Raw genomic sequence first — 26,799 nt, 5'->3', positions numbered from 1 at the left:
ACGTATGAGGACGAAAAAAATATGTTACAAAGTCGTAACACCTTGTAACATATCCTTGATTAATTTTCATTTATTTAATTTCTACGATTGTGCTCCTATTTTTCTCATGATTTTCGTTTAAATAATATGATTTATCTGCTTTCTATCTTTTGTTTTCTTTTGATAAAATCTACAGCCTTCTATCTTTTGTCTTTATTTGATAAAACCTACAGCCTTCTTCCAATTGCCTCTATCAAATAAATGACAGGTATCTGAGTTGTTGTATTAATATGATTACCATGTTCATGGTCCGTAACATAATAGGTCAAATTATAATCAGAAAGATTTGATAAGGTTGATGTTCCCTTATTTGTAATACTGATTATTTTACACTTGTTCTTTTTAAAATCATTTGCCATTTGAACTATCTGTTCTGTTTCTCCTGAAACGGAAAGTGCAATTACAACCGCATTCTTTATGCCTTCCATAATAGGAAAATATGGATCCTCTATGTACTGACTGAATTTTCTCAAATTTGAGAAGAATCGTGCACCGTATTTTCCAAGGATACCTGACGTACCAAGTCCAATAAAAATAACCTGGTCAGCCTGTCTTACAACCTGGGCAATTTCATCCAATTCCTTTTGATGTATGCCGGAACCTATTTTATAAAAATACTCCTGTATCTCCTTTACATCTTCGTTATTCTTTTTGTTTTTCTTTGTCTCTTCTTCAAGATACATTTTGAATTTCACTTTAAATTCAGAATATCCATCAAAACCTGCTTTTCTGCAAAAACGCATAACAGTGGCTGTTGATACATGAACCTCATCTGCTAACTCCCTTACAGTCATGTATTTTACTACATTTTTGTTCTTCACAATGTAGTCATAAACCAGCATCTCCATATCATTAAACGACTTAAGAATTTCGTAATTAAACATATTGTACCTCTTTACAATCTAATTAATCGCATTTACTCTTGTATTATATCATAAACACCACTTATAAGGGATGTTTTACTCATCTAAAATTAAAAAAAAGAAAGCACCTGACCTTTTACAATCAAATGCTTTCCCTGTATGATTAAAACTTAATCTAAAGGAGATTAACTATTTTATGACTGTTCTTCCTTTCTCGTTAGTGTTCATCTATAGTGAAAAGCTATTTATATGACAAAAAATTCCATAGAAATTTTCCATAACACAAAGAAAAGAAGTTGTAGCTAAACAACTACATCATGTTTAACTACAACTTCTTCATATAAATACTAAATTATAAAATTTTAATTTGAATATTATTTTTTAATTGGATGCTTTTTTTACGTTTATGCCAGAACTTTTCCTTCAGGGAAAACTGTTCTGAAAACTTTTCTTACTAATGGTCCTGCTACGATTAACTGTAATGGCAATGCCATTATAAAGTTAAATGGTATGTTATGTAACCATATAAATAATACATTTGACCACTGACCTGTAGTAACTGAAACCTCTACAGCTCCGTATAATGACATGATGATTACCATAGGTACGACCATTGAAACTGACACACAAATTGCTGTTTTTAATGGGCCATCACCCGGCTTTACAAGAAACTTAAAGGCAAAACCCTTTGCTAATCCTGAAACAACAAACCAGTCACAACACATTGCAAAAATATAAGCAATTGGAAATCCCAACCAGGCTTCCTTTATCGACTCTGCTGACAAGCCTCCCATATTAAGTGATACGTTATAAATACTCATAACAAACACCATTGTAAAACACATCATGACTGTAAAAATCAAACTTTCTCTCTTATTATGTGGCATATTTTCCTCCTTAAACTCTGTAGCTTATTTCAGGAGCCGTTTCAGGCTTCGGGGGGGATTTTCCACAGTTTAATTATTTGTAATTACCTGCCTTGATTTCACTACTTTTCAATTATTTTTTTACCGCAAAAATGTTAGCATAATAATTTTTTGTTGTCAACTGACTTTTTTTGAATTTTTTCCTATTATAGTGTAAAATATTAATGTACTTATATGATTCAGAAACTTCTATATAATAAACGATTATATTCAGTAAGTATTTTAAACAAACACGAATATGTTTTCTTGCTTTATGTTAAATATTTCTGATGATTTTTAAGTCACTACTAAAGAACAAGGAGTAACGATTTTGAAAAAATTATTATGCATTATTTTAACCCTTGTAACCATAACGCTTACAGGTTGTGGTTTCGGGGATAGCACTATTCGTTTTGGTGCTGCAGGACTTGGTGGCATGTACTATTCTTTCAGTACGGCTTTTACGGAGCTTGCAACAAAAGAAAACAACAAGCTAAAATTTGACATTAAGACTACTGCCGGTTCAGCAGCTAACTTACGTCTTTTGTCAAAGAACTATATTGATGTAGGTATTTCACAGATGGATTTAATTGATGATGCCTACTATGGAACACCAGAATTTAACGGCAAGAAATACAACGGCTATTCAGCAATTGCCGGTCTGTACAAGGAAGCCTGCCAGATTGTAGTCCTTGATAAGTCTTCAATTAAAACCCTTGATGATTTACAAGACAAAACAGTAAGTATCGGTGCTTCTGAGTCAGGTACGGAATTAAATGCCACACAGATTCTTAAAGCCAGCGGTTTGTGGGATAATAATTTAGTAAAAACAAAAAATCTTGATTACACAGATGCGGCAAAACAATTAGAAGATGGTGAGATAGATGCTTTCTTCTGTACTTCAGGTGTGCAGACAACTGTTATTGAGGAGCTTGCAAAACATGCCAATATCCGCTTTATTGATATTGACAGCAAGTGTGCCAAGAAGCTAAAAGCATCTTACAAATTTTATGATTCATTTACTATTCCAGCCAATACATATACAGGCCAAACCAAAGATGTTTCAACACTTTGTGTTAAGTCAGTATTGTTAGCCAGAGATGACATGTCAGAAGACACTGTAAAAGAATTAACAGCCCTTCTTTTTAAGCACGCAAAAGATTTCCAGTATTCACTACAGGCTGATTTGAATTTCAACGAAAGCGATGCTACAAAGGGTATAACAATTCCTTTCCATCCGGGAGCCTGTGCTTACTATAAGGAAAAAGGAATTACAGTTTCTTCAGAAGACAAGAATTAAAAAGAAAGGAAAATTATATTGATAAATAACTTTCATAATGAATGTTATTACAGTATATGGGAATAAAATGAATATACAGTTAGATATGTATCAGACACTTGCCATAGCAGTTGTAGTGTTGATACTTGGACAATTTTTAAAAAGCAAAATTGATTTTCTTGAAAAATTTTGTATTCCTGCACCGGTTGTAGGTGGTTTACTTTTTGCAATATTCACCTGCATCTGTTATGCAACAGGTTTAGCAGAATTTTCATTTGACGATACTTTAAGAGAAGTTTGCATGGTATTTTTCTTTACGTCTGTAGGTTTTCAGGCAAACTTAAAAGTTTTAAAAAGTGGCGGAAAGTCTTTAATAATTTTCCTGGCACTTGTTGTTTTACTTATTATTTTTCAGAACGGTTTAGCCGTTGGGGTATCAAAATTATTAGGACTTGATCCATTAATTGGTTTGTGTACAGGTTCTATACCAATGGTTGGTGGTCATGGTACTGCCGGTGCCTTTGGACCGGTTCTTGAAGATTTCAACATTTCAGGTGCCACAACAATTTGTACAGCTGCTGCCACATTCGGTCTTATTGCCGGAAGTTTGGTTGGTGGTCCAATTGGTAGAAAACTTATTGAAAAGAAAAACCTTATGGATACAGTTACAACAGAAGATGACAGCCTGTTAGTTGAAGACGAAATCAAGCATGAGAGACATACAAACATGTATGCCGCAGCAGTTTTCCAAACTATTTTAGCTGTTGGTCTTGGAACTATTTTCTCTTGGTTACTTACAAAAACAGGTATGACATTCCCAATTTATATTGGTGCAATGCTTGCTGCCGCTCTTATTAGAAACTTAAGCGAATACTCAGGAAAATTCACAATTCACATGGGTGAAATTAATGACCTTGGTGGTATTTGTCTTTCATTATTTTTAGGTATAGCAATGATTACTTTGAAGTTATGGCAATTAGCTGACCTTGCGCTACCTTTAATTATTCTTTTAGGTGCACAGCTTGTACTTATTTTCTTTTTCACATACTTTGTTATTTTCAATGTTATGGGAAGAGATTACGATGCAGCAGTTTTATCTGCCGGTACATGTGGGTTCGGTATGGGTGCCACACCTAATGCCATGGCAAATATGCAGGCTATTTGCGACAGATATGCTCCATCAATTAAGGCATACCTTTTAATTCCTTTAGTAGGAAGTTTATTTGCAGACTTTATTAACAGTTTAGTTATTACATTCTTTATTAATTTTGTTTAATTTTATCGGAGGAAAAAGTCATGAAAAAAGATAACGACAAAAAAAGAAAGATTAACCTGTCATTTGATAATTTAGCAATTCCTGAAGTTCACTTACCCAGAACTCACAAGGACAATGCAAATGCAGATACAAATAACGAAAACACTGTAGAAAAATCAGTGGATTCACAATCAGTTGAAGGAAATGAGTCAACAGATTCAAAAAAGGAAAAACCATCAATTAGTTTTGATTCAGTTGCAATTCCTGAAATTCATATAAAAAAGAAATAAAGATAAATCTTATTTCGTAAAACTGTTGATTTAATAGTAGTATTTTGCTATTATATCACAGGATTATATAAGTTCATAATACGGTTGAACGTTTCTACTAACTGCCTCAAATAGTTTGCTATAATCTCTTTATTAGTGTAACTATTTGTAGCAGTTTTTTTGTGCCCTGTACTAAGGAGGGACCCGGATGCTTGCATCCGGGAGGATACCTTAGTGCTTGTACTAAGGAGGGACCCGTTCTTTTAGAATGGGAGGATACCTTAGTGCCTGTGCGCAAGTAGGTAATCAATTCTCTTCGAGAATTGGTTACATTATAAGGAGGATTTTTAATGAAGAAATATGATGTAATTATTATTGGTGCTGGTCCTGGCGGTATTTTTGCAACTTACGAGTTGTCAAAGAAAATGCCCAACCTATCCATAGCAGTTTTTGAAGCAGGTCACAAGCTCTCCGGCAGAAAATGCCCTATCGACGGAGACAAAATACCTAACTGTATTCAGTGTAAAAGCTGTTCAATTATGAGTGGTTTCGGTGGTGCCGGTGCTTTCTCTGATGGTAAGTATAATATTACCAACGATTTTGGTGGTACACTTTACGAGCACATTGGTAAAAAACACGCCATTGAATTAATGGAATATGTAGATGAAATTAATATGAAATATGGCGGTGAAGGTACTAAGTTATACTCAACTGCCGGCACAGGTTTCAAGAAAATCTGCATGCAGAATAAATTAAAACTTCTTGATGCATCAGTGCGTCATCTAGGAACTGATATTAATTATATTGTTTTGGAAAATATTTATAAAGAACTTGAAGATAAAGCAGATTTCTATTTTGATACTCCTGTTACTTCTATTGAGCATTTAGATGATGGATATTTAGTTCATACAAAAGACGAAACTTTCCACAGTGAAAAATGTGTTGTTTCCGTAGGTCGTAGCGGAAGTAAATGGATGGAACATGTTTGTAATAAAATGGATATTCCAACTAAGTCAAATCGTGTAGATATAGGTGTTCGTGTGGAACTTCCTGCTGTTATTTTCTCTCATTTAACAGACGAATTATACGAAAGCAAAATTGTTTACCGTACACAGCAGTTTGAAGATAATGTTCGTACATTCTGCATGAATCCACATGGTATTGTTGTAAACGAAAACACTAATGGTATTGTAACTGTAAATGGTCACAGCTATGAAGGTGAAGAAATGCAAACAGAAAACACTAACTTTGCCTTACTTGTAGCTAAGCATTTTTCCGAACCATTTAAGGACAGTAACGGATATGGTGAAAGCATTGCCCGCCTTTCCAACATGCTTGGTGGCGGTGTCATTGTACAGCGTTTTGGAGATTTAGTCAGAGGCCGTAGAAGTACCGAAAACAGAATTGAAGAAGGTCTTGTAACTCCTACTCTTGCTGCAACTCCAGGGGACCTTAGCTTGGTTTTACCAAAGCGTATTTTAGATGGTATTATTGAAATGATTTATGCCCTTGATAAAATTGCTCCGGGTACAGCAAATGATGATACTTTATTGTACGGTGTGGAAGTTAAATTCTACAACATGGAAGTAGACATCAACGACCATCTTGAAAGTAAATATGACGGCTTATACATTATTGGCGATGGCAGCGGTGTTACACATTCTCTTTCACATGCCTCAGCAAGCGGTGTATTTGTTGCAAGAGATATTTGCGATAAAGTACAGGCTTAATAAACAAAAAGTACAACTATTTATGAGTTTAGCCATTCCTTGGCAAATCATGTTTCATAAATAGTTGTACTTTTATTTTTAATTATCTTTCAATTATTACAAATTTATTTTTTAACCATTTTCCGGCTCTGTCTGATTTTGATTTTCAACATTTACGATTTAACTTACTTTTATCCCAAAATTTTCTTTAAGTCTTCTTCCGGTGTGCTAATTGGTGATATATTGTAATTGTCTACAAGTATTTTCAACACGTTAGGAGAAATAAATGCCGGCAATGTTGGTCCCAGGAAAATATCTTTTATGCCCAAATGAAGCAATGTTAGTAAGATACAAACTGCCTTTTGCTCATACCATGACAATACCATTGACAATGGCAATTCATTAACATCACATTCAAAAGCTTCTGCTAATGCTATTGCTACCTTGATTGCAGAATAGGCATCATTACACTGACCCATATCCATTATTCTTGGTAGCCCATCTATGTCACCTAAATCTAAATCGTTAAATCTGTATTTTCCACAAGCTAATGTCAAAATAATTGAATCCTTAGGTGTTTGTTTTACAAAATCTGTATAATAATTTCTACCAACTTTTGCACCATCACAACCACCTACCAAGAAAAAGTGACTGATTTTACCCTGCTTAACACCGTCAATTACCTTGTCAGCAACTGATAAAACAGTGTTGTGAGCAAATCCTGTTGTTACGAATTCACCGCCATTTATACCTGTCATTTTGTGGTCTTCACTATAGCCACCCAGTTCCAGAGCCTTCTCAATTACAGGTGTAAAATCTTTATCTTCACCAACGTGTACCATTTCTGGATATGACACAACCTCTGTTGTAAACACTCTGTCCCTGTAGCTTTCCTTAACAGGCATAAGGCAGTTGGTTGTAAATAAAATTGGTCCCGGTACATTATCAAACTCTTTCTGCTGGTTCTGCCATGCTGTACCAAAGTTTCCTTTTAAGTGGCTGTACTTTTTAAGTTCAGGATAACCATGTGCCGGTAACATTTCGCCATGAGTATAAATATTGATTCCCTTGCCTTCAGTCTGCTTAAGCAATAATTCTAAGTCTTTTAAATCGTGACCTGAAATTATTATAAATGGACCGGCTTCAATTGTTAGCGGTACCTTTGTAGGAACCGGAGAACCGTATGCACTTGTATTTGCCTTGTCCAAAAGTTCCATACATTTTAAATTGACTTCTCCAACTTTCAATACTGTTTCTAACAACTTGTCCCCTTCTAAGTCATAGCTTATTACTGATAAAGCTCTGTAGAAAAAGTCGTTTACTTCCTTATCTTCCATCCCAAACATTAATGCATGATATGCGTATGCTGCCATACCTCTAATTCCAAACAATATAAGGGATTTTAATGAGCGAATGTCTTCATCTGCATTCCATAATTCTTCCATATTGTAATCATCTGTATTTCCACATCTGGCTACACAGGCAACACAGCCCGGTACAATTCTGTCTTTTTCCTGATGAACTTTTTCAATCATTTCCTCTAAAGTATTGTCATTAAAGTTTACGTTTGTAACTGTTGTAAATAAACCTTCGATAATAATTCTGTCTGTATTTTGTGTTTTCTGATTATTGCCGCATGCCTTTGCCAAGCCAATCAAAGAACCTGTCAATTGGTCCTGCAAGTTGGCTGTGTTGGCTGTTTTACCGCAAACACCAATACTCTTTGTACAACCACTACAACCTGCTGTCTGCTCACACTGAAAGCAAAACATGCTATTTAAGTTTTCTAAATTTGTTTTTGTATTACTCATTTTTCTCATTCTCCTGTTTTTAATTTTATTTTTATTATTTTCTTTTTTTGTTATTATTTCTTTAGTTAAACAAATTGTGTATTCAACTTATTACACAATTTGAAATTTATCTGTTTTTATTTCTTATACGCAATTTAAGATTTTCCTGTTTTTATTACTTATATGCAATTTAGGATTTTCCTATTTTTATTTCTTATACGCAATTTAAGATTTTCCTATTTTTATTTCTTACATATAATTTTATATTCAGCTAATCAAAGTTTTCATTAATAAGTCTTAATCAAGGATTTCTCCATTAATTGATACTGTTACAACTCTCCATGGAATGAATTTTCCACTGTTTTGAAGAGCATTTTTTGCAGCCATTTCCAAGCCACCACAACATGGAACCTCCATTCTAATAATGGTTACCTCCTGAATATTGTTTTGCTTAATTATCTCTGTCAGCTTTTCGCTGTAATCCCCTTCATCAAGTTTTGGACAACCTATAAGAGTTATTTTTCCTTTCATAAATTCTTCATGGATATTAGCGTAAGCATAAGCTGTACAATCTGCTGCAATTAAAAGTTTTGCACCGTCAAAATATGGGGCATTAATAGGCACAAGCTTTATCTGGCATGGCCACTGTCCTAATCTTGACTGTGGCTTTCCGTAAGAAGTTGCAACTTCTTCATTATTTTCATTATTGTTCAATTTTCTCATTCTGCTTCCCGGACAGCCACTGTGTTTCTCAGATTGAACTTTTTCTGTATTACTATGATTCAAAACTTTCATTCTACTACCAGGGCAACCACCTTGGTTTCCAGACTGTTCTGTTTTTTTCTTCTTCATATTTTCCATAACTGCCTCATGGTCATAAGCCTTTGCCTCCCGCTCTACAAATGTTATGGCACCTGTTGGACATGATGGTAGGCAATCCCCCAATCCGTCACAATAATCATCTCTAAGCAGTTTTGCCTTTCCATTAACCATTCCAATTGCACCTTCATGGCAGGCTGTAGCACAGGCTCCGCATCCATTACATTTTTCCTCATCAATGTGTATAATCTTCCTAATCATTACGACCTCCTAATATAATTTCTGATCCTTGTTTTGTAATTAAACTTTTCTTACAAGCTCCTACACAATTTTGAATTTCCATAAGCAATTCTGTTTTGCGTTCTTTTCATTTTTGTTTTTAATGTATTTGTTGCTTTACAATGGTTATTATATTAGAATAAAATTATTATTTACGTTGTTATAACCACGTTTTTTGATTTTTTTTGAAAGGATTTATTATATGAAATTATCTAATTTAAAATTTTTAAACGATATATCAAAATTAAAATTTTTCAAAAATGTCACTATGGACGAGTTGCAGGAATTAAATAATCTTGGGGCTTTTTCTGAAAAGAATTTTCCTAAAGGCGATATTATTTTTCACACCGGTGATGTTGTTTCAAAAATGGGCATTGTAATCAAAGGACAGGTTTTTATTGAAAGTAATGATTTATGGGGCAATCGAAGTATTCTTAGTGTTGTTGAAAAAGGACAGGCTTTTGGGGAATCCTATGGTTACACTAAATCACCTATGTTGGTAGATGCGGTAGCTGCGGAAAATTCTACTGTGGTATTTTTTAATTTGAACGTTTTGCTGGGGGAAATTTATCAGTCACATTCATGGCAATTCAAAATTCAAAAAAATCTTCTTTTAATTACAACAAACAAAAATATTATTTTATCAAATAGAAGTTTTTGCACTGCACCTAAAACCATACGGGAACGGCTTTCAATCTACTTTTCCCAACAGGTTATGATTAACAAAAGTAACGAATTTTCAATTCCTTTTAACAGGCAACAGCTTGCTGATTTTCTTAATTTGGATAGAAGTGCCTTGTCTAAGGAGCTTTGCAAGATGAGAGATGAGGGTATGATTGAATTTCATAAAAATTATTTCAAGCTAAAAGAATAGGCTGTCGCTAACGCGACAGCCTATTCTTTGAATTATATCAAAAAAGATAGTCGTAGCTCCACACTACAACTATCCTTTATATTTTCTCTTATATATTCCCTGTATATTTTTACACTTCAATTACTGCTGTAGCAATTGCGTTTGGTTCCACTGCCACTTCTGCGCAATGACCATTCAGTCTTAAGTATGCAGGAATTTTTTCTTCTGTTCTGTTAAGCATTACTACTGCAATCATTTTCATTGCTTATACTCATTGTTTATTTCAACTTCCATATGTCTTCATTGTACTGTTCGATAGTTCTGTCTGATGAGAAGAAACCTGCATTTGCAATATTTACAAGCATTTTCTTAGCCCATTCCATTCTATTGTTGTAATCTGCATAAGCTTTTTCTTTTGTTTCAACGTACTGGTCAAAATCAGGGAATGTCATGAACCAGTCTTTATTTAAGAGTTCATTTTTCAATCTTTCAAGATTTTCCTGATTGCCAACCTTTAGCATCTCATCACTTGTAATGAAATCAACAGCCTCTTTTATGTTAGCATTATTTTCGTAATAATTTCTTGAAACATAATCTGCTTTTGCATAATGTTCAATAACTTCATCACTTGACTCACCGAAAATATAAATATTATCGTCTCCAACAAACTGATGAATTTCTACATTTGCCCCGTCCTCAGTTCCAAGTGTTACTGCTCCATTAAGCATAAACTTCATGTTTCCTGTACCGCTTGCTTCTTTTGATGCTAATGAAATCTGTTCTGAAATATCACAGGCAGGAATAAGTTTTTCTGCTAATGTTACATTATAATTTTCAACCATTACTACATTTAAGTAAGGGCTAACTTCCGGATCATTGTTTACGATTTTCTGTAAACATAAAATCAAATGAATAATATCCTTAGCAATAATGTAAGCAGGGGCAGCCTTCGCGCCAAAAATTACTGTAATTGGAGTTTCAGGTTTGTTACCTTTCTTTATTTCTAAATATTTGTGAATAACATATAACGCATTCATCTGCTGACGTTTGTATTCGTGTAATCTCTTAATCTGAATATCAAAAATTGAATTTTCATTTAAATTAATTCCCTGTGTGTCAGCTAAATATTTTTTCAACTGATTCTTATTATCAGCCTTAATTTCAAGCAATTTGTTTAAAGCATCCTGATTATCCATAAGGCTTTCAAGTTTCTTAAGTTCCATTGCATCCTTCTTAAATCCATCACCTATCCATGCCTGAATCTGGTCTGATAATTCACTGTTACAATGAAGAAGCCATCTTCTAAATGTAATTCCGTTTGTTTTGTTATTAAACTTCTCAGGATAAATTTTGTAGAAGTTATTAAGTTCTGAATTCTTTAAAATTTCAGTGTGAAGTGCTGCCACACCATTTACACTAAATCCATAATGAATATCGATGTGAGCCATGTGTACAGTATCATTTTTATCTATAATAACAACACTTTCATCATCAAACTGTCTTCTTACTTTATCATCTAAAATTTCAATAATTGGTACTAACTGCGGAACAACTTCCTGTAAATAACTAATTGGCCACTTTTCCAAAGCTTCTGACAAAATAGTATGGTTTGTGTATGCACATGTTTTCTTTACCACATTAATTGCATCATCTATTGACATACCTTCCTGAACTAACAAACGAATTAATTCAGGAATTACCATTGTTGGATGAGTATCATTTATTTGGATTACTGCATAATCATAAAGGTCATATAAATTGCTTCCTTTTGCCTTGCACTCATCAATTATAAGTCTTGCTCCATTACTTACCATAAAATACTGCTGGTAAATTCTTAATTTTCTTCCTGCCTCGTCGCTGTCATCAGGATATAAAAATAATGTAAGGTTCTTAGCTATGTCATTTTTATCAAAGTCAATTCCATCACCTACAATATTTTCATCTACTGTATCAATGTCAAATAATTCTAACTTGTTAGTTCTATTCTCATAACCTGTAACTGAGATTTCGTACATTCTTGATGTAACTGTAAAATCCTTAAACTGAACTGGATATGTTACGTCTGTCTTCTTGAGCCATGTATTTTCACCAATCCAAGGATTAGGTGTTTCTTTCTGCATATTGTTTTCAAAAACCTGTTTAAACAATCCTAAATGATAATTAATTCCAATACCTGAGCCCGGAAGGCCTAATGTTGCAATTGAATCTAAGAAGCAGGCTGCAAGTCTTCCAAGACCACCATTACCAAGTGATGGCTCAACTTCTATTTCTTCAATTTCTGAAATATTCTTTCCTGCCTGTGCTAACATTTCTTTTACTTCATTGTAAATGCCAAGATTAATCATGTTGTTTGAAAGCAATTTTCCAATAAGAAATTCTGCTGAAATATAGTAAACTTTTTTCTTTCCTTCGTTGCTTTCTTTTTCATCTGCTAACTGCTGTGTAATGTTTAAAAGTCCATTATAAATTTCGCTGTTACTACTTTGTGAAATATCTTTTCCTAACTGCTGCTGTAATCTTTCTTTAATATTCATATATAAAACCCTTTCCTTAAAAAGCCTTTTAATTAAAATGCATTATAAGATGTGTTTATGCACTACCATAAAAGGTGTCAATAGTTACGTTGTTGTTTTACCTACCGGCGTTAATAGTTACGTTATTGTTTTACCTGCTGGCTTTACTGTACCAGTCTTTTGTTATTAGTAATATATCATCATTTTTTAGTGTATTCTTGCAATATTATCTCATTTTATTGTACAATACTATCATCAATATATTATTTCCGTAAATACTGGTTTCAATTAGGAGTTTTTATGAATACAATAGAGTTTCAAACTTATAAAGAGCAAAAATCACATACCACAGATGAGTTTCCATACAACACTTACCTTTGTACAATTCCGCTTGATTTTCCATCTGTGCCAATTCACTGGCATGAAGAAATTGAGTTAATTGTTATCCAAAAAGGAAAGGGACTTGTCACTTTAGATTTTATTGAATATGAAGTTGAAGCCGGCAATACCATTATTGTACTCCCGGGGCACCTACACTCTATACGTGAAATTTCAGGAGAACGTATGGAATATGAGAATATTATTTTTAAGAAAGAACTTCTGTTTTCTGCAAAAGAAGATATTATAAATTCAAAATTTTTTGAGCCTTTATTTAGAGGTGAAATTAATATCCAAAATTTTATTACACCGAAACTTTCTTTTTATGATGATTTTTCTAACATTATAAAAAATATGGATTCATTAAGTGAAAAAAGAGATTTTGGTTTTCAGATTATGATAAAAAGCAATTTATTTAAACTTTTTTATATTCTTATTCAAAATATGAAAGCTGCCCAATCCAAAGATAATAAGAAATCTGAAGAGAAGGTTAAGGAAATTATTTCTTATATTCATGAACATTATTATGAAGATATTAAACTTAAAGAAGTTGCTGATTTTTGTAATTACAGCACATCTCACTTTATGCGTTTTTTTAAGGAGCATCTGCACACAAGCTTCACTAAATACTTAAATGACTATCGATTAATTCAGGCAAAGAAACTTTTAAGTGAAAGTGATTTAAGCATTCTGGAAGTAGCCGGAAGATGTGGGTTTAATAATATTTCATATTTTAATAGGCTCTTTAAGAAAAAGTATAGCTTAACGCCTAGAGAGTTGCGGAGTTAAAATAAAATCAGTTAGAGATAAGGGGAATAAGCCCATTATCTCTAACTGATTTTATTTCAAAGTTGTCATTTATCGTTTCTCAAAAATAATTTATGTTAGTTGTTAATATATTTATATTCACTAAATATTGGTTTTAACTTTTTCTCCTCACAGCATGTTGGATTATCTAACTGTTCATTGTTATTCCTTATCACTATTTTTTCCGTAAGTTCCACCTAGGATGTCGTAAACATCGTCAACTGAAAGCTCCCCAATTGTCTTATCATCATATGGAAGATTATTTTCCTTCAAATATTCGATTATTGTATCGTTAAAGGAGTAGACCTTTCCTGTTTCCTTATGTTCTTCAATAACATACGGTTTTCCATAATCTGGTGTATCATCAATATATACTGCTCTATCCGTATATGTACAAGTATTACGTCTATTTTTATTAAAAGAATCCTCACTAACGTATTCTCTAACGTAGTCACCAATTTTTTCACAAAATTCCTCATAATCTTCAAAGTCATCCAACCACACCTCATGGAAACCTTCAGTTCGTCTTACAATAATCTTCTTATCTTTCTTTTCTATATTAAATTTAGCCATCTCACCACAGTTAAAATACTCTGTTATTCCGTCAATATCATAAGATACCTTTTCACATATTTCTCTTCGTTTATCATCCTCCCCTGCCACTTCAAGAAGTTGATCCCTCACTACTTTTGCAAGTTCAATAACATCATCCACGCTGGCAAGCCAATCTTCAACAACTATCGATAAACTTTCCTTATTATAACCTACTTCCTGCCATGGCTCTGCATCAAATATGCTTTTAACTATAATCTCCACCAACTCATAGTCTGTTTTTGTTGACATACACATGATAAAATTTGTGCTTACCTCACCCATAACTTATCCTCCTTTGTTGTTTTTATGGTTTCTTTATCATTACAATAATGACAGCATAGTTCTTGTTATGCTCTAATTCTCTGATATTCTCTTGTGTTAATTATATTAAGAGAGCTCTTTTGTCATTCGAAATATCTCTCATATTTTTTGAAAAACTCGTAATAAGTCCTTGTGTTTTCAAGTTCCCACCAATTCTTTATATCTACCGGTGTTTCATCTAAATCATATATTCTTGCCCCCTGTAAAGCCGGAATAAATGGGGAATGTGTCGCAATTATAAACTGACAGCCACAATAGTGAGATAAAGTTTCAAGATACATAATAACCTCCTTCTTACATTTATCACCGCTTATTATCTTCCGTTCTCTTTAGTTTTAACTTTAAAAAATTTCTTACAAGTTGTTTTCTTTTATATTTGTGTCATCTTTGCCTGTGTCAATTATGTTGCAAACAATTCCATCATCCAATATAAATACAACTTTTCCTTTTGCCTTATCACTAATTTTGTCATATAGTCTTCCGGCACTCATAGACTCCCCTTTAACTGTAAAAGGACTGTTTGCTACATACCCTATTTTGCCAAGTCCTTTCATCTTCACCAGAATTGCTTCCTTGTCGTACTCATTATCCGGCTCTTTTTCAAGTTCTACTTCCATCGCTTTTTCCATAAAATCACTACCACAATAATGACTGCAGCCTGCTATTGTAAAATACATCTCATCTCTCATTGTTATACCTCCTCGTTTTTCTATTAAATTTAATTTTTGTTAAATGTTGGAATGTTTGTCTCTTCCTGCTTCTGTTACCATTATACTAAAAAGGGTGTCCTATAAATGGGACTTATAACTACAAATTTCAAAATTTAATTGCAATTTAAACTGCTAGTTTTTCCATGCTACTACTTTTGCAAACTAGCAGTTACCTTTGCAAAAGTGTATATTTTAAGTAGTCTTTGTTTGATCAGAAAGGAGGCTTTTATGCCAAAACAATTATCCTTATCTGAACGAATAATTATTGAACGTATGATTAGTAAAGACTACTCTTTTGCCTCTATTGGTAGAAATCTTGAACGTTCAGCTTCTACCATTTCTAGAGAAGTAATTAAATATCGATGCTTTGTTGATAGAATTCCTCTCCCTGGCGAGAATGATTGTACTCACAAAAACTCTTGCCTAAAGAATTCTATCTGCGATGATGTTGGAGTACATGGATGTTATGGATATCGTTGTAAGCGATGTCCTGAAGATCGTATATGCACAAATATTTGCGCTTCTTATGAATCTTCTCAATGTCCTCTTTTAGATAAACCTCCTTATGTCTGCACTAATTGTTCTATGCTTAAACAATGTAAACGTAACAAGGCTTACTATACAGCTCACAGAGCTGATGCTGCTCATCACAAAAGCATTCGCAATGCTCATTCCGGTGTCAGAAAAACTCCATCTGAATTAAGAGCAATTGCTGATATAATTGAACCTCTTATTGCTAAAGGTCAATCTCTAAATCACATTTGTGCTACGCACTTAGATGAATTAGGTATATCAGAGAGAACTCTCTATAATTACATTGACCAGGGTGTTTTTAAGGTTCGTAATATTGACCTTCCTAAAAAGGTTGTTTACAGGCAACGTAGGCCTAAAAAGGTTCTTACCAAGCTTGAATACCAATATAGACAAGGTCGCACCTATGAAGATTTCAAATCCTTCATGGAAGCAAACCCAGATCTACCTGTTGTAGAAATGGATACTGTAAAGGGTGGTCGTAATAAGGGAAAAGTATTTCTTACTATGATTTTTAGAAGGACAAGTTTTATGCTTATCTTTCTAATGAACGATGGAACTCAGGATAGTGTAATTCAGATTTTTGATTCCTTAACTGAGATTCTTGGAGTGTCTCTATTCAAGAGATTATTTCCTGTTATCTTGACCGATAACGGCGTTGAATTCAAAAATCCTCAAGCACTTGAACACACAAGAACAGGGCTTTCCAGAACTCGTGTATTCTTTTGTGATCCTCAAGCTTCGTGGCAAAAACCACAGGTCGAAAACAACCATCGTTTAATACGAAGAATACTTCCTAAAGGTGTTAGTTTTTCACCCCGCACTGTTGCTGACGTAACGTTAATCTGTTGTCATATAAACAGTGTTCTTCGTGAAAATTTAGATAACAAAACACCTTTTGATTTAATGGACTCCAAAGACGGGAAAAAGTTATTGTCTTTGCTACAACTTTCACCTATTCCACCCGATGAAGTTACTTTGAGTCCAAAGCTACTTAAGCGTTAATTAACATTTTAATTGATCAAACAATGACTCCCATATCTTTTAAAGAAGCGGGGTTGCAGTTATTTTTTCAAAACTAATGTTATGCCGCTTATTAACTATGCACGAAAATATAGCAAAACAATAACTTTTTTATTATTATACACCATTTAAAGCTCAATTTTCACCCCATTTAAGGTTTAAAAAATTTGGTGTCAATATGTTCGTGCAGTTACTTTTTCATTTAAAGTACAAATTTCAAAATTTAATTGCAATTTAAACTGTTAGCTTTTCCCTGCTACTATTTTCACAAACTAGTAATTATTTTTGCAAGGTACATATTTAATTACAAAATAAAAAATCTACATTTCTTTATCAGAAACGTAGATTTTTTCATTTTTTATCTTTTTAATCTGACAGCATCAAGCTCAATTCGTATTGGAATGAATCTAACATATTATTATGAATATTTATCGCTTCTGCTGTATCATAGTCGATAAGCTTGTCATTTTTAATTGCAACAATTCGGTTTTGTTTTCCCTGAGTTAAAATTTCAACAGCATAAGCACCCATTAATGAACCATACATTCTGTCCTTTGCTGTTGGATTGCCACCACGCTGTATGTAGCCTAACACAGATACTCTTGATTCTATGCCTGTTTTCTCGCAAATTATTTCTGCCAGTTTTGGTGCATCTGTAACGCCCTCTGCAACTACTACCAAGTAACTGTTTCTTCCCTCTGCGTGTCGCTGTTTTATTGCATCAGTAATTGTGTCATAATTACCATTCCATTTTTCAGGAAGTACGATAGCCTCTGCAGATGTTGCCATCCCTGCCCATAAAGCAATGTAACCTCTTTTTCTACCCATTACCTCAACAACACTACATCTTCCATGGGAAATTGAAGAATCTCTTATCTTATCAATTGCCTCTGTAGCAGTATTTGCAGCTGTATCAAAACCTAATGTGTATTCGCTACATGAAATGTCTCTGTCGATTGTTCCAGGGATGCACACAACATTGACACCCTGTTCTTTAAAATCAATTGCGCCTCTAAGAGTTCCATCCCCGCCGATTGCAACTAACGCATCTACATTGTTTGCTCTAAGATTTTCTGCTGCCTGTTCTCTATATTTTGTTTCAAGAAATCTTTCACTTCTACTTGTTAAAAGAAAAGTTCCGCCCTGACTATTAATATTTCTCACATCATCTAATGTAAGGTCTTTTGTCTCCCAATCAATTAACCCTTCATATCCTCTGTAAATTCCCACAACTTCTATATTATGATGAAATGCACTAAACACAACTGCCCTAACAGCTGAGTTCATTCCCGGTGCGTCTCCACCACTTGTTAAAACTGCAATTTTTTTAATATCTTTCATGTTTTTTCTCCTGTATCTTTTTGATTTTTAGGCTTGTTTTCATAAATCATTACATACAATTATTTTCTCCGATAATTATTCTAACAACGAGTATTTTTCATGTCAATAAATTAAAAGTATAAGCCAGATTATCCAGATTATTTATAAATTCTTAAATAATTCTATATCCGCCTCTAATACTTTCCCTGTTTCAGCTTCCAACCAATTTTTTCGAGATTTGTTTAATTCACTAATATATATTTTATCACTAAAAATAATTTCAAGACGATTAACTATGTCTTCGATATTATTTACAGCTAATGTTTCATCATCATATATGTATTTTTTTATGCATTCCTTTAACTTTTTCTTATTGATATTGCTTTTCAAAAAATATATATCAAATACATCCTTATATCGTGTACTTCTTGTCATAAATCTAACTAATGATTTTAATTTTTCAGTTATTATCTGTTCCCTTGAATTCATTAAAAGACTTGCTCCGTCTTCTTGAAAACAAATGTCAAAACAATAATCTTCTTGCTCTACATCTAAATCCTTATGAATCCCAATATCAATTTTCCCCTCTATTTGATATCCGTAAACATCTCTTATATCAACCAACACTCTTTTTCCCTTATAATCCTGATGTTTTAATTCTTTAATTGGCTTCTTTAATTCAATTACAACACCATCCACATTATTCAATTTTTGTATAAATGCATTTATAGAATCATTCGAAATGGAATATCTTATAAAATCTAAATCAATATCTTGAGTCGCTCTTCTCACACTCTTTGACAAATTTCTCATTACAACTCCACCTTTGATTGTGACATTTCTATTTAAGCTACTTTCAGATATTGCTTTTAAAATTATATCCTGACAAAGTCGTGCTTCTGCATTATTTTCACTATATCCTTCGTTTTTCATTTTCTCTATCTCTTTTTGTAAATTCACTACATTACCTCCAACTGTATAGCGTTCATTATAGATCTTTTATTTCTAAACTTGCCAGCATATGTTTCAATAGTATAAAAATCTAATTTATGAATAATATCTCTATAATTGCCTATTATCTCCTTATAAAAGTCAAATGGTAGCTTTTTTTTCATGCGAATCAAATCAACCAGCACTCTCTCTAAACTGTAAATATTTATTGTACTTCCTCTATATTGCATTGTTGATTTTCCCATATCGAAAATATCATCCTTAACAAATATCTGATGTATTTTTTCATTTTTTATTCTACTATCTGAGCGTCTTGTTGCTAAAACATATTCATCCGGAATAGTATCTGTCAAACCATAATAATAGTAAGCGCTTGCTCCTGCAAAAACTGCTCTGGGATACTTAACAGTAATGATTTCCAATTCCGAACAATTTTCTTCTTCAGAATAAACTCCTTTACTTTTTTGAAAAAGTTTTCCTTGCTCTAATTCTTTTTTTATCATGTAATCTGATCCATATTTCTTTATACAATCTTTATATGTTAATATCATTTTATCCCTCCATATTGTAGTAATTATCCACTCTATTTATTATAGTGTGTACTTTTACTTTAATTATATGTATATAAATGTATTTTGTAAAGTAAAAATACACACATTAGAATATTATGTGTATTTTTACTTTTGCATCTATTTTCCAAAAAGAAAGAAAAGCGTAAATTCTTTATACCTTTCCAAAATCAAACTATTTTAAAATTTTGAAATTGGTATAGAATTTACGCTTTCGCTTATTATTTTATTTAATTATAACTGTTGCCCTATGCAACTGCTTTTTCTGTATTCTTTTGGAATAATTTCTTAACACCCTGTACTGCAACGATTACACCAAGGATTAAAAGTAAAATTGCGAAGATTAACTGCAATGTGTTTCCAAGTGTTAATCCTGTTGAAAGGAATGCGCCACCTAATTTGTAAATTGTCATTCCAAGAGCTGTAAATGTTACTGCCATCATGAAGAACATAGGTACCCATAACATCCAACCCTGACGTTTTGTTTTCTTCAAGAATACTGCACATGCTACTAAAGCAAGAACTGATAATAACTGGTTTGCTGAACCAAATAATGGCCAAATTTCTGCGTAACCAACTTTTGCAAGTAAGAATGAAAGTACCAATGTAATGATTGTTGCAAAATATTTGTTTGTTACTACCTTCTGGAATGGTGTCATATTTTCTTCTGTTACTCCTTCATCTAAGAAGAATTCCTGGAATGAAAGACGACCAACTCTTGCTACTGAGTCAAGTGATGTTAAAGCAAATGCTGAAACTGCTAAGTTAATTAATGTAAATACTAAGCTATGTGGCAAACCAATAACTGATAAGAAGTTTGCGATTGCACCTGCAAAAATCTGAGGCTGTGTTGTTAACCCCTGTGCTGCTGCTTCGCCTTTTGCAAATGAAGCAACTGCGATTAATGCGATTACTGCAAGCATACTTTCCATAAGCATTGCACCAAATGATACTGGTAACATGTTCTTTTCATTTTTAATCTGCTTCGAAGCTGTACCTGATGAAACAAGTGAATGGAAACCTGATACAGCACCACATGCGATTGTTACAAATAAAATTGGGAACATATACTGTCCATCTACATTAAAGCTTGTAAATGCCTGTAAGTTACATGATGGATTTGAAACAAATACACCAATAACAGCACCTACAATCATAAATATTAACAAATAACTGTTTAAGTAATCTCTAGGCTGTAATAATGCCCAAACAGGAACTACGCTGGCAACAAAAATGTAAGCAAAAATTAAAATGTGCCATGTTTCTCTTGTTAAGTAAATTGGGAAGTTTAAGCCAATTACAACTGCTGCTACTAACATAACAATTGCTATTGCTGTGTTAATCCATTTATGTAATTTTCCATATTTTAAAATCATACCTAATGCAACAGCTTCAAAAATAAATAAAATTGATGTTGTTGCTACTGCACCGTTTGCTGCAACTTTCTTTACAGCTTCACCTGCTACTGTAGGTACTGTAAAGCCGTTAAATGTTCCAGCTACAACGTCTGCGAATGCTGCAACTACTAAAATACAGAATAACCAGCAGAATAATAAGAATAATTTCTTTCCTAATTTTCCAATATATTCTTCGATAATATAACCAATTGTACGACCTTTATTTTTTACTGATGCGTACATTGATGCAAAATCCTGAACAGCTCCAAAGAATACACCACCTATAAGTATCCATAATAAAACCGGTAACCATCCGAAAATTGCTGCCTGAATAGGACCGTTAATTGGGCCTGCACCTGCGATAGATGCAAACTGATGTCCAAATACTACGTTTGTATCAGCTGGCACATAGTCAACTCCATCTTCCATTTCATACGCTGGAGTTTTTGCGTTAGGATCAATTCCCCACTTTTTCTGAAGATAGCGACCGTAGAGAAGATATGCTCCTCCAAGAACTACGATTGCAATCACCATCATTAAGATTCCATTCATTTGTATTACCTCTCTTCTTTTTTATTATTTAGATTGCTTTGTGCAATCTAATATTTTTTATTACTTGGATTGCTACGTACTTCGTACTCCCGCAATCCAAATAACATACTTACATTATTTTTTATTACCTTGGATTGCTACGTACTTTGTACTCCCGCAATCCAAATAACATACTTACATTATTTTTTATTACCTTGGATTGCTACGTACTTCGTACTCCCGCAATCCAAATAACATACTTACATTATTTTTATTACCTTGGATTGCTACGTACTTCGTACTCCCGCAATCCAACCCACACATTCGCATATCGCCCGACTTCGTCGTGCTTTTATGCTCATTTGTGGGGCGTGTTGTCAATAGGTAAATGCACCTTTGTGCAAGCACAGGTGCATTTACCTATTGCAACACTGTAATAAAAAAATAAAAACGCCTTTGTTGTCCTAGGACAACAAAGGCGGATAAATCATTTCCGTGGTACCACTTTGTTTGAGATAACTATTGCTAATTATCACCACTTAATACTGTCTGTATAAACAGCTTCTTCTGTAACGTGAAGAACACGTCCCTGCCTACTAACTAAAAGCTTTAGGAGAGATGCTCCAGGGTGATGTTACAACAAGGCTTTTCTTCCGATTCTCAGCTACCTCGGTTCTCTGTAATCAAGCTACTCTTTGCAATGTATCCCTTTCAACGCAACTTGTTATTTGTTTGTCTTTTTATGTTTTATCACTTATTGTCGAATCTTGCAAGGTTAAATTTTGCACAGATTTTTTTGATATTTCTTAATATTTTTGTGACAATTTTTAAATAATGTCCCTTTATTTATCGTAGTAAATCCTTTTCCATTAAAAATTTCAGTTTCATTTTGCTTGTTTTATTTTCAAATTCAACTTCAATTGTATCCCCTGAAATCCTTTTAACTACACCTTTTCCCAAAGTTTTATGCTCTATTTTTCCTGTATTTTTTATTTCTTCATACTTATCCCAGTATTCTGACTCTGTAATAATTTTACTTGATGTTTTATAACATTTTTTTGAATTATTGTAGGCATAAGGTTTGGTTTTTCCTATATTATTCGTCCTTTTTCTTTCCGTTTTTGTAACTATTGGTGTGCTTTCGCCTTTACCAATTGGAGCTATTGGTGCTTTTGTCCCTAACAATTCACAAATAAAAGTATTACTGCCTTTTTTTGAAAAAATACAAAGATTATTTTTTGCCCTTGTTACGGCAACATAAAATAAACGTCTTTCTTCCTCATATATTTTTATTTCTTCATCTGTCGCTTTTTTCCCTGGTATATATTCAGGAAAAACACCATCTATCGCATCCATTATGTACACATTATCAAATTCCAGACCTTTGCTGGAATGCATTGTGGAGAAAATCAGATTACAGCTAGCGTCATTTTCTTTATTTCTTATAAGTTGTTCCAATTCCTTCAAACGAGCTACAAAATCAAATACTGACGTTTGATTCTGTGCTATTGTCTGCAATATTTCCAGCTTACCATCTTTTATATGATTTTTTTCAAGGTAATCTTTATAACCCATTGCATTTATAATTCTAAAAAGACCGCTGGCACCATTTTCGTTTGCGAGATTTTTCATGTGCAACTTAATCTCTTTTACGCTTTTCACCGTTCCTTTAGGTGTCTGTGGACACTGAAGAACTGCATCTAGTACGGAAATATTTTTTTCTTTGCTAATTACGCAAGCTTTTTCAGCAACGACTTTTCCCACGTAAGTATTTATTTTAAAATAAATCTGCATAAACATCTCTGTATTTGTCTGGTCTTTTGAAAAATTAATTATGTTTTCAATATCCATTACAACTTTGTTAGTAAAAAAAGTTAAATCTTTATTTTTGATTTTGTATGGTATGTTATTCTGCTCTAGCAAATCTATTACCGGCAAAATACTTTCATTATCCCTGTACAACACAGCTGTTTCATTTTCACAATCTGTTACTACTTTCTCTAAATATTTGTACTGCCCTTTTCTTGTTTTTATGTCGATTAATCTAATTTTATTATTGTTTGGTCTAAAAGCCTTCATTTTCTTTTTATGTCGCAGAGTATTTTTTTGAATAAACCTGTCTGCTGCCACAACAATTTCACCATTAGATCTAAAGTTTTCTTCCATTAAGAGAATCTTTCCGTTAGGATATGTTTTTTCAAATTCCAACAACGCTTCGGGATATGCAGCTCTGAAACCGTAAATACTTTGATCCTCATCTCCTACCATAAAGATGTTTTTGTATTTGCCACCAAGTATTCTAATGATTTTATGTTGAACTTTTGAAGTGTCCTGTGCTTCGTCAACAGAAATAAACTGATATTTTTCCTGAAAATATTCAAGAATTTCAGGTATTGATTTAAGAAGATTCAGGGCGTAAACCATTTGGTCATCATAGTCCATTAATGATTTTCTGCTTAACTCCCTGTTATACATTTCATAAATTTCTAATAATTTTATCTTCTCCTGATTTCCTAATTTCTCTATCTCTTTTTTTGATAACATCATGTTTTTTGCATAAGTAATCAGTGTTATAAGATTCTGAACATCACTTTCAAGAGGATAGCTATCCTGTATATGTTGATAGATTGCTGTTAAAAGCTTCACTTTAAAACCTTCATCTGGAATTAAATTATATGGCTTAATTCCCAGTCTTACTCCACAATAATGTATTATTTTGGCACATACACCGTTAATGGTCCTAAATTCAAGTCTTGATGCCATTTCTTCGCCAAAAATTCCAGCAAATCTTTTTCTCATTTCAATTGTAGCTGCCACTGTATATGTAAGTGTGAGAATTTTTTTCGGCATTATGTTTTTGCAATATATCATATAGCCCAATCTGTATACTAAAACAGTGGTTTTCCCACTTCCCGGCACAGCTAAAAGAAGGGTTGGCATCTCAATTGATGTAACCCCTTCAAGTTGTTGTTTTGTTAAATTTATTTGATACTTCCCGATAAATTCTTCTAATATCATATTTTCCTCTATTTATTATTAGTAAATATAAATGCCTAAAATATAATTTGGTTATCAATGCAGATTTCCTTATTTGCAATCACTTAATTGTCTATAGAAATTTTGTTATACGAACAGTCTTAATTGTCTATAGAAATTTGGTTATACAAACAAACTTAATTTCCATACCAATTGACTATACATCTGAATTTAATTATCCATATAACTTAAAATAATTTCTGCCGCTTTCTCGATTCCAATTGTGGCTGTGTCAATTGAAAGGTTGTAATCTCTTGCATCTCCCCACACTGCATCTGTACAATATTTGTGGAAAGATGCTCTTTTTTCGTCCACTTCCTTGATGTTTTTAAGTGCCTCTCTTCTGCTAACACTATCACGCTCTGCCACATAATCAACTCTCCAAGCCTCGTTTCCATGGAGAAAAACCTTCATAACTTCAGGATTATCTTTGTAAATAATGTTTGCACAGCGTCCAATTATAACTGCGTTTTTATCCTTGGTTACTTCTTTTATAAAATCAAGTGCCTTAGACATTGGCTTTTCGTTTCCAAAACTCATGGCTATTCCATACAAAAGACTGTTTACCGGTCTTTCATTAAAAAAGTCGCTAAACTCATCTTCCTTCCCAAGTTTTCTTGCTTCTTCTAATAATCTATTTTTATCAAAAAGTTCCAGACCTAATTTGTCAGCTAAAATCTGTGCCACTTCGTGACCGCCACTTCCACATTGTCTTGCTATTGTAATAATCATGTTTTACCTCCCAGAATTTGATTTTTGCATATAAATATTTTCATTTTTTTAACGTTATGTTTAGTATGTCCTGTTTTAATTTTCAAGATATTCATGCATATATTATTATTTTTTTAATATTAACATATAAATTATTGCGTAACTTTTGAGATATTCACGTATTTATTTTAATTTTAGAAATAGTCGTATGTTTACAGAAAATTAGCGAAAACTGATGCTCCTATCATTGTTAAAATTCCTGCTATTACTATGGACAAACTACTCATTGCCCCTTCTATTTCTCCCATTTCCATTGCCTTTGCTGTGCCGATGGCATGTGAGGCTGTCCCAATTCCAATTCCTTTTGCCACTGGATTAGTTATTCTGAAAATTTTACAAACCACATCTGCAAGCATGTTTCCAAGAACTCCTGTTATGATTATAACTGCCACTGTAATTGTTACATAGCCACCAAGTTCCTCTGAAACACCCATACCAATTGCTGTTGTAATTGACTTTGGAAGTAGTGTAACATACTCTTTATGGTTGAAACCAAACAATAACGCAAAAGCCAAAATACATCCCAGACTTGTTAATACCCCTGATAAAATACCAAGAAATATAGCCCAAATATTTTCTTTTAAAAGTCTAATCTGCTGATATAACGGTATAGCAAGGCATACTGTTGCCGGTGTTAATAAGTAGCCTAAATATTGGGCACTTTTATTATAACTCTCATAATCTACGTTAAATATCCCCAAACATATAATTACAAAAATAATAGAAATAAGTAGTGGGTTAAAAACGGCAAGCTTAAATTTTCTTTTTAGAAGCATACCTAATTCATAACCTAAAACACTTATAACTATCCCAATTGTTGTTGAATTAATTACTACCTGATCCATTTTTTTTGCTCCTTTTTTTAATTACAAACTGTGTAACTTTTCCAGCTACCACTATTACCAGAATTGTTGAGATAATGGTGATTACAATTAACGGAATTAACATGCCTTTTAACTGATTCCAGTAAACAACAATTCCCACACCGGAACCAATAAACATAATGGGCATGATTTCTATTAAAAATGAACCTGATTCTTTTACGCTGTCAACTTTTACAATTCCTGTTACAAGAAATAACATCATCAGACAAAGACCATATATACTTGATGGAATTGCCAATGGAATCAAATATTTTAAAACCTCTCCCAAACAGGTAACAAACATGATGATTCCAAACTGTCTCATGTACTTCATAATTTTGCTTGTCTCCTTTATTCTTTTATTTTATTATTAGCATATTTGTAGAAAATAAATTTTATGGTGAAACAGAAAAAGCCTGCATCA

General features: G+C 33.1%; 23 protein-coding genes, 1 pseudogene, 1 riboswitch and 1 other annotated feature. Of the genes and pseudogenes, 7 read left to right on the top strand and 17 right to left on the bottom strand.

Annotated elements, in window-relative coordinates; translation table 11 throughout:
* Nucleotides 1-206 precede the first annotated feature (206 nt).
* Nucleotides 207-923 (bottom strand): MurR/RpiR family transcriptional regulator, encoded by a 717-nt coding sequence (locus ACQY63_RS10870; RefSeq protein WP_022164874.1) that lies wholly within the window; start codon nt 921-923, stop codon nt 207-209.
* A 383-nt stretch (nt 924-1,306) separates the two neighbouring features.
* Nucleotides 1,307-1,789, bottom strand: coding sequence for a hypothetical protein (locus tag ACQY63_RS10865; protein WP_022164873.1), 483 nt, complete (start codon nt 1,787-1,789; stop codon nt 1,307-1,309).
* A 349-nt stretch (nt 1,790-2,138) separates the two neighbouring features.
* On the opposite strand from ACQY63_RS10865, the gene ACQY63_RS10860 reads away from it, so the two are divergent.
* The 4 genes from ACQY63_RS10860 to ACQY63_RS10845 all read left to right on the top strand — a co-directional run bounded on the left by ACQY63_RS10860 (nt 2,139) and on the right by ACQY63_RS10845 (nt 6,340).
* Entirely contained in the window at nt 2,139-3,107 is a 969-nt protein-coding gene (locus ACQY63_RS10860) for a TAXI family TRAP transporter solute-binding subunit (RefSeq protein ID WP_022164872.1), read from the top strand.
* Between the two features lie 67 nt (nt 3,108-3,174).
* Nucleotides 3,175-4,362, top strand: coding sequence for a sodium/glutamate symporter (gltS, locus tag ACQY63_RS10855; protein WP_428245225.1), 1,188 nt, complete (start codon nt 3,175-3,177; stop codon nt 4,360-4,362).
* Nucleotides 4,363-4,382: 20 nt separating this feature from the next.
* Nucleotides 4,383-4,631 (top strand): hypothetical protein, encoded by a 249-nt coding sequence (locus ACQY63_RS10850; protein WP_022164870.1) that lies wholly within the window; start codon nt 4,383-4,385, stop codon nt 4,629-4,631.
* Nucleotides 4,632-4,674: 43 nt separating this feature from the next.
* A riboswitch (purine riboswitch) is annotated at nt 4,675-4,772 on the top strand.
* A 188-nt stretch (nt 4,773-4,960) separates the two neighbouring features.
* Nucleotides 4,961-6,340 (top strand): NAD(P)/FAD-dependent oxidoreductase, encoded by a 1,380-nt coding sequence (locus ACQY63_RS10845; RefSeq protein WP_022164869.1) that lies wholly within the window; start codon nt 4,961-4,963, stop codon nt 6,338-6,340.
* Between the two features lie 170 nt (nt 6,341-6,510).
* Here ACQY63_RS10845 and hcp read toward each other — a convergent pair whose 3' ends face one another.
* A complete protein-coding gene (gene hcp, locus ACQY63_RS10840; RefSeq protein WP_022164868.1) occupies nt 6,511-8,130 on the bottom strand; it encodes a hydroxylamine reductase in 1,620 nt (539 codons plus the stop codon).
* 276 nt (nt 8,131-8,406) lie between these two features.
* Nucleotides 8,407-9,189, bottom strand: coding sequence for an ATP-binding protein (locus ACQY63_RS10835; protein ID WP_022164867.1), 783 nt, complete (start codon nt 9,187-9,189; stop codon nt 8,407-8,409).
* A gap of 220 nt (nt 9,190-9,409) precedes the next feature.
* On the opposite strand from ACQY63_RS10835, the gene ACQY63_RS10830 reads away from it, so the two are divergent.
* Nucleotides 9,410-10,081 (top strand): Crp/Fnr family transcriptional regulator, encoded by a 672-nt coding sequence (locus ACQY63_RS10830; RefSeq protein ID WP_022164606.1) that lies wholly within the window; start codon nt 9,410-9,412, stop codon nt 10,079-10,081.
* A gap of 109 nt (nt 10,082-10,190) precedes the next feature.
* On the opposite strand, the gene ACQY63_RS10825 is transcribed toward ACQY63_RS10830, so the two are convergent.
* Together ACQY63_RS10825 and ACQY63_RS10820 are read right to left on the bottom strand one after the other, a co-directional pair.
* Nucleotides 10,191-10,322 carry a hypothetical protein gene (locus ACQY63_RS10825; RefSeq protein ID WP_412336336.1) on the bottom strand — a complete coding sequence of 44 codons (132 nt, stop codon included), beginning with the start codon at nt 10,320-10,322 and terminating at the stop codon, nt 10,191-10,193.
* A gap of 16 nt (nt 10,323-10,338) precedes the next feature.
* Nucleotides 10,339-12,594, bottom strand: a complete 2,256-nt coding sequence (locus ACQY63_RS10820) for a glycogen/starch/alpha-glucan phosphorylase (RefSeq protein ID WP_428245224.1) — start codon at nt 12,592-12,594, stop codon at nt 10,339-10,341.
* A 279-nt stretch (nt 12,595-12,873) separates the two neighbouring features.
* Between ACQY63_RS10820 and ACQY63_RS10815 the strand changes: the two genes are divergently transcribed.
* The gene (locus ACQY63_RS10815) at nt 12,874-13,740 is read left to right on the top strand and encodes a helix-turn-helix transcriptional regulator (RefSeq protein ID WP_022164604.1); all 867 of its coding nucleotides are present in this window, start codon (nt 12,874-12,876) and stop codon (nt 13,738-13,740) included.
* 180 nt (nt 13,741-13,920) lie between these two features.
* Here ACQY63_RS10815 and ACQY63_RS10810 read toward each other — a convergent pair whose 3' ends face one another.
* The 3 genes and pseudogenes from ACQY63_RS10810 to ACQY63_RS10800 form a co-directional block, all read right to left on the bottom strand.
* The gene (locus ACQY63_RS10810; protein ID WP_412622654.1) at nt 13,921-14,634 is read right to left on the bottom strand and encodes a hypothetical protein; all 714 of its coding nucleotides are present in this window, start codon (nt 14,632-14,634) and stop codon (nt 13,921-13,923) included.
* A gap of 122 nt (nt 14,635-14,756) precedes the next feature.
* Nucleotides 14,757-14,924 (bottom strand): annotated as a pseudogene (locus ACQY63_RS10805) (AAA family ATPase); the annotation flags it as partial.
* 102 nt (nt 14,925-15,026) lie between these two features.
* Nucleotides 15,027-15,362 (bottom strand): HIRAN domain-containing protein, encoded by a 336-nt coding sequence (locus ACQY63_RS10800; RefSeq protein ID WP_022164601.1) that lies wholly within the window; start codon nt 15,360-15,362, stop codon nt 15,027-15,029.
* Nucleotides 15,363-15,611: 249 nt separating this feature from the next.
* Between ACQY63_RS10800 and ACQY63_RS10795 the strand changes: the two genes are divergently transcribed.
* Nucleotides 15,612-16,919, top strand: a complete 1,308-nt coding sequence (locus ACQY63_RS10795; RefSeq protein WP_428245137.1) for an IS30 family transposase — start codon at nt 15,612-15,614, stop codon at nt 16,917-16,919.
* Between the two features lie 384 nt (nt 16,920-17,303).
* Here the strand turns inward: ACQY63_RS10795 and ACQY63_RS10790 are convergent, their stop codons facing one another.
* From ACQY63_RS10790 to ACQY63_RS10755, 8 genes are all read right to left on the bottom strand, one after another.
* Nucleotides 17,304-18,278: an ATP-dependent 6-phosphofructokinase gene (locus tag ACQY63_RS10790; protein WP_022164575.1), complete on the bottom strand. Its 975-nt coding sequence runs from the start codon at nt 18,276-18,278 to the stop codon at nt 17,304-17,306.
* Nucleotides 18,279-18,419: 141 nt separating this feature from the next.
* Entirely contained in the window at nt 18,420-19,217 is a 798-nt protein-coding gene (locus ACQY63_RS10785; protein ID WP_412336329.1) for a nucleotidyl transferase AbiEii/AbiGii toxin family protein, read from the bottom strand.
* Nucleotides 19,217-19,759, bottom strand: coding sequence for a type IV toxin-antitoxin system AbiEi family antitoxin domain-containing protein (locus tag ACQY63_RS10780; protein ID WP_022164576.1), 543 nt, complete (start codon nt 19,757-19,759; stop codon nt 19,217-19,219). The genes ACQY63_RS10785 and ACQY63_RS10780 overlap by 1 nt, the downstream gene beginning before the upstream one ends.
* 266 nt (nt 19,760-20,025) lie before the next feature.
* Nucleotides 20,026-21,726: a carbon starvation CstA family protein gene (locus ACQY63_RS10775; protein ID WP_022164577.1), complete on the bottom strand. Its 1,701-nt coding sequence runs from the start codon at nt 21,724-21,726 to the stop codon at nt 20,026-20,028.
* Between the two features lie 450 nt (nt 21,727-22,176).
* Nucleotides 22,177-22,429, bottom strand: a binding site (T-box leader).
* A gap of 122 nt (nt 22,430-22,551) precedes the next feature.
* Nucleotides 22,552-24,723, bottom strand: coding sequence for an ATP-dependent helicase (locus ACQY63_RS10770; RefSeq protein ID WP_022164578.1), 2,172 nt, complete (start codon nt 24,721-24,723; stop codon nt 22,552-22,554).
* 189 nt (nt 24,724-24,912) lie between these two features.
* Nucleotides 24,913-25,473, bottom strand: a complete 561-nt coding sequence (locus ACQY63_RS10765; protein ID WP_022164579.1) for an AAA family ATPase — start codon at nt 25,471-25,473, stop codon at nt 24,913-24,915.
* A gap of 191 nt (nt 25,474-25,664) precedes the next feature.
* Nucleotides 25,665-26,357, bottom strand: a complete 693-nt coding sequence (locus tag ACQY63_RS10760; protein ID WP_022164580.1) for an LrgB family protein — start codon at nt 26,355-26,357, stop codon at nt 25,665-25,667.
* The gene (locus ACQY63_RS10755; protein WP_022164581.1) at nt 26,338-26,709 is read right to left on the bottom strand and encodes a CidA/LrgA family protein; all 372 of its coding nucleotides are present in this window, start codon (nt 26,707-26,709) and stop codon (nt 26,338-26,340) included. The genes ACQY63_RS10760 and ACQY63_RS10755 overlap by 20 nt, the downstream gene beginning before the upstream one ends.
* Nucleotides 26,710-26,799: the final 90 nt, after the last annotated feature.

The sequence above is a fragment of the Eubacterium sp. Marseille-QA0814 genome, assembly GCF_965119675.1.
Lineage (GTDB): Bacteria > Bacillota > Clostridia > Lachnospirales > Lachnospiraceae > Eubacterium_G.
Note: the sequence above shows the minus strand (reverse complement) of the source record. Positions and strands in the feature narration are given on the sequence as shown.

Excerpts from the sequence above, each read along its gene's own strand:
- ACQY63_RS10870 (WP_022164874.1), bottom strand. The coding sequence starts at position 923 with ATGTTTAATTACGAAATTCTTAAGTCGTTTAATGATATGGAGATGCTG.
- ACQY63_RS10865 (WP_022164873.1), bottom strand. The coding sequence starts at position 1,789 with ATGCCACATAATAAGAGAGAAAGTTTGATTTTTACAGTCATGATGTGT.
- gltS (WP_428245225.1), top strand. The coding sequence starts at position 3,175 with ATGAATATACAGTTAGATATGTATCAGACACTTGCCATAGCAGTTGTA.
- ACQY63_RS10850 (WP_022164870.1), top strand. The coding sequence starts at position 4,383 with ATGAAAAAAGATAACGACAAAAAAAGAAAGATTAACCTGTCATTTGAT.
- ACQY63_RS10845 (WP_022164869.1), top strand. The coding sequence starts at position 4,961 with ATGAAGAAATATGATGTAATTATTATTGGTGCTGGTCCTGGCGGTATT.
- hcp (WP_022164868.1), bottom strand. The coding sequence starts at position 8,130 with ATGAGTAATACAAAAACAAATTTAGAAAACTTAAATAGCATGTTTTGC.
- ACQY63_RS10835 (WP_022164867.1), bottom strand. The coding sequence starts at position 9,189 with ATGATTAGGAAGATTATACACATTGATGAGGAAAAATGTAATGGATGC.
- ACQY63_RS10830 (WP_022164606.1), top strand. The coding sequence starts at position 9,410 with ATGAAATTATCTAATTTAAAATTTTTAAACGATATATCAAAATTAAAA.
- ACQY63_RS10825 (WP_412336336.1), bottom strand. The coding sequence starts at position 10,322 with ATGAAAATGATTGCAGTAGTAATGCTTAACAGAACAGAAGAAAAAATT.
- ACQY63_RS10820 (WP_428245224.1), bottom strand. The coding sequence starts at position 12,594 with ATGAATATTAAAGAAAGATTACAGCAGCAGTTAGGAAAAGATATTTCA.
- ACQY63_RS10815 (WP_022164604.1), top strand. The coding sequence starts at position 12,874 with ATGAATACAATAGAGTTTCAAACTTATAAAGAGCAAAAATCACATACC.
- ACQY63_RS10810 (WP_412622654.1), bottom strand. The coding sequence starts at position 14,634 with ATGGGTGAGGTAAGCACAAATTTTATCATGTGTATGTCAACAAAAACA.
- ACQY63_RS10800 (WP_022164601.1), bottom strand. The coding sequence starts at position 15,362 with ATGAGAGATGAGATGTATTTTACAATAGCAGGCTGCAGTCATTATTGT.
- ACQY63_RS10795 (WP_428245137.1), top strand. The coding sequence starts at position 15,612 with ATGCCAAAACAATTATCCTTATCTGAACGAATAATTATTGAACGTATG.
- ACQY63_RS10790 (WP_022164575.1), bottom strand. The coding sequence starts at position 18,278 with ATGAAAGATATTAAAAAAATTGCAGTTTTAACAAGTGGTGGAGACGCA.
- ACQY63_RS10780 (WP_022164576.1), bottom strand. The coding sequence starts at position 19,759 with ATGATATTAACATATAAAGATTGTATAAAGAAATATGGATCAGATTAC.
- ACQY63_RS10775 (WP_022164577.1), bottom strand. The coding sequence starts at position 21,726 with ATGAATGGAATCTTAATGATGGTGATTGCAATCGTAGTTCTTGGAGGA.
- ACQY63_RS10770 (WP_022164578.1), bottom strand. The coding sequence starts at position 24,723 with ATGATATTAGAAGAATTTATCGGGAAGTATCAAATAAATTTAACAAAA.
- ACQY63_RS10765 (WP_022164579.1), bottom strand. The coding sequence starts at position 25,473 with ATGATTATTACAATAGCAAGACAATGTGGAAGTGGCGGTCACGAAGTG.
- ACQY63_RS10760 (WP_022164580.1), bottom strand. The coding sequence starts at position 26,357 with ATGGATCAGGTAGTAATTAATTCAACAACAATTGGGATAGTTATAAGT.
- ACQY63_RS10755 (WP_022164581.1), bottom strand. The coding sequence starts at position 26,709 with ATGAAGTACATGAGACAGTTTGGAATCATCATGTTTGTTACCTGTTTG.